General features: G+C 43.9%; 1 protein-coding gene. It reads right to left on the bottom strand.

Annotation, left to right across the window (positions count from 1 at the left end):
- A partial coding sequence (locus P6709_RS20320) for a helix-turn-helix domain-containing protein (RefSeq protein WP_278242683.1) occupies positions 1–237 on the bottom strand: 237 nt, incomplete at both ends.

The raw sequence follows: 237 nt of genomic DNA, 5'->3' as shown, positions 1-237 counted from the left end.
ATGGCGTCTTTAATATCGAAAATGCCTTTTTCGTACAGGTTAAGGACGATCTGACGATTTTTCGCATTGTTAGAAACATTACGATCGGCATTCACTTCTTCGATCGTGAACTCCAGCGTCTGGGTGACTAAATCTTCGACTGAGGAGGCAAAATTAACCGCTGAGCCGACTTCCGGCGTTTCCGGCGGAATAAAGGTATTCATAATCTGTGAAAATGGCACATCGAGATTCATGTTG

Source organism: Jeotgalibacillus sp. ET6 (genome assembly GCF_029667115.1).
GTDB lineage: Bacteria > Bacillota > Bacilli > Bacillales > Jeotgalibacillaceae > Jeotgalibacillus.
This window is presented reverse-complemented; position numbering and strand designations above follow the sequence as displayed.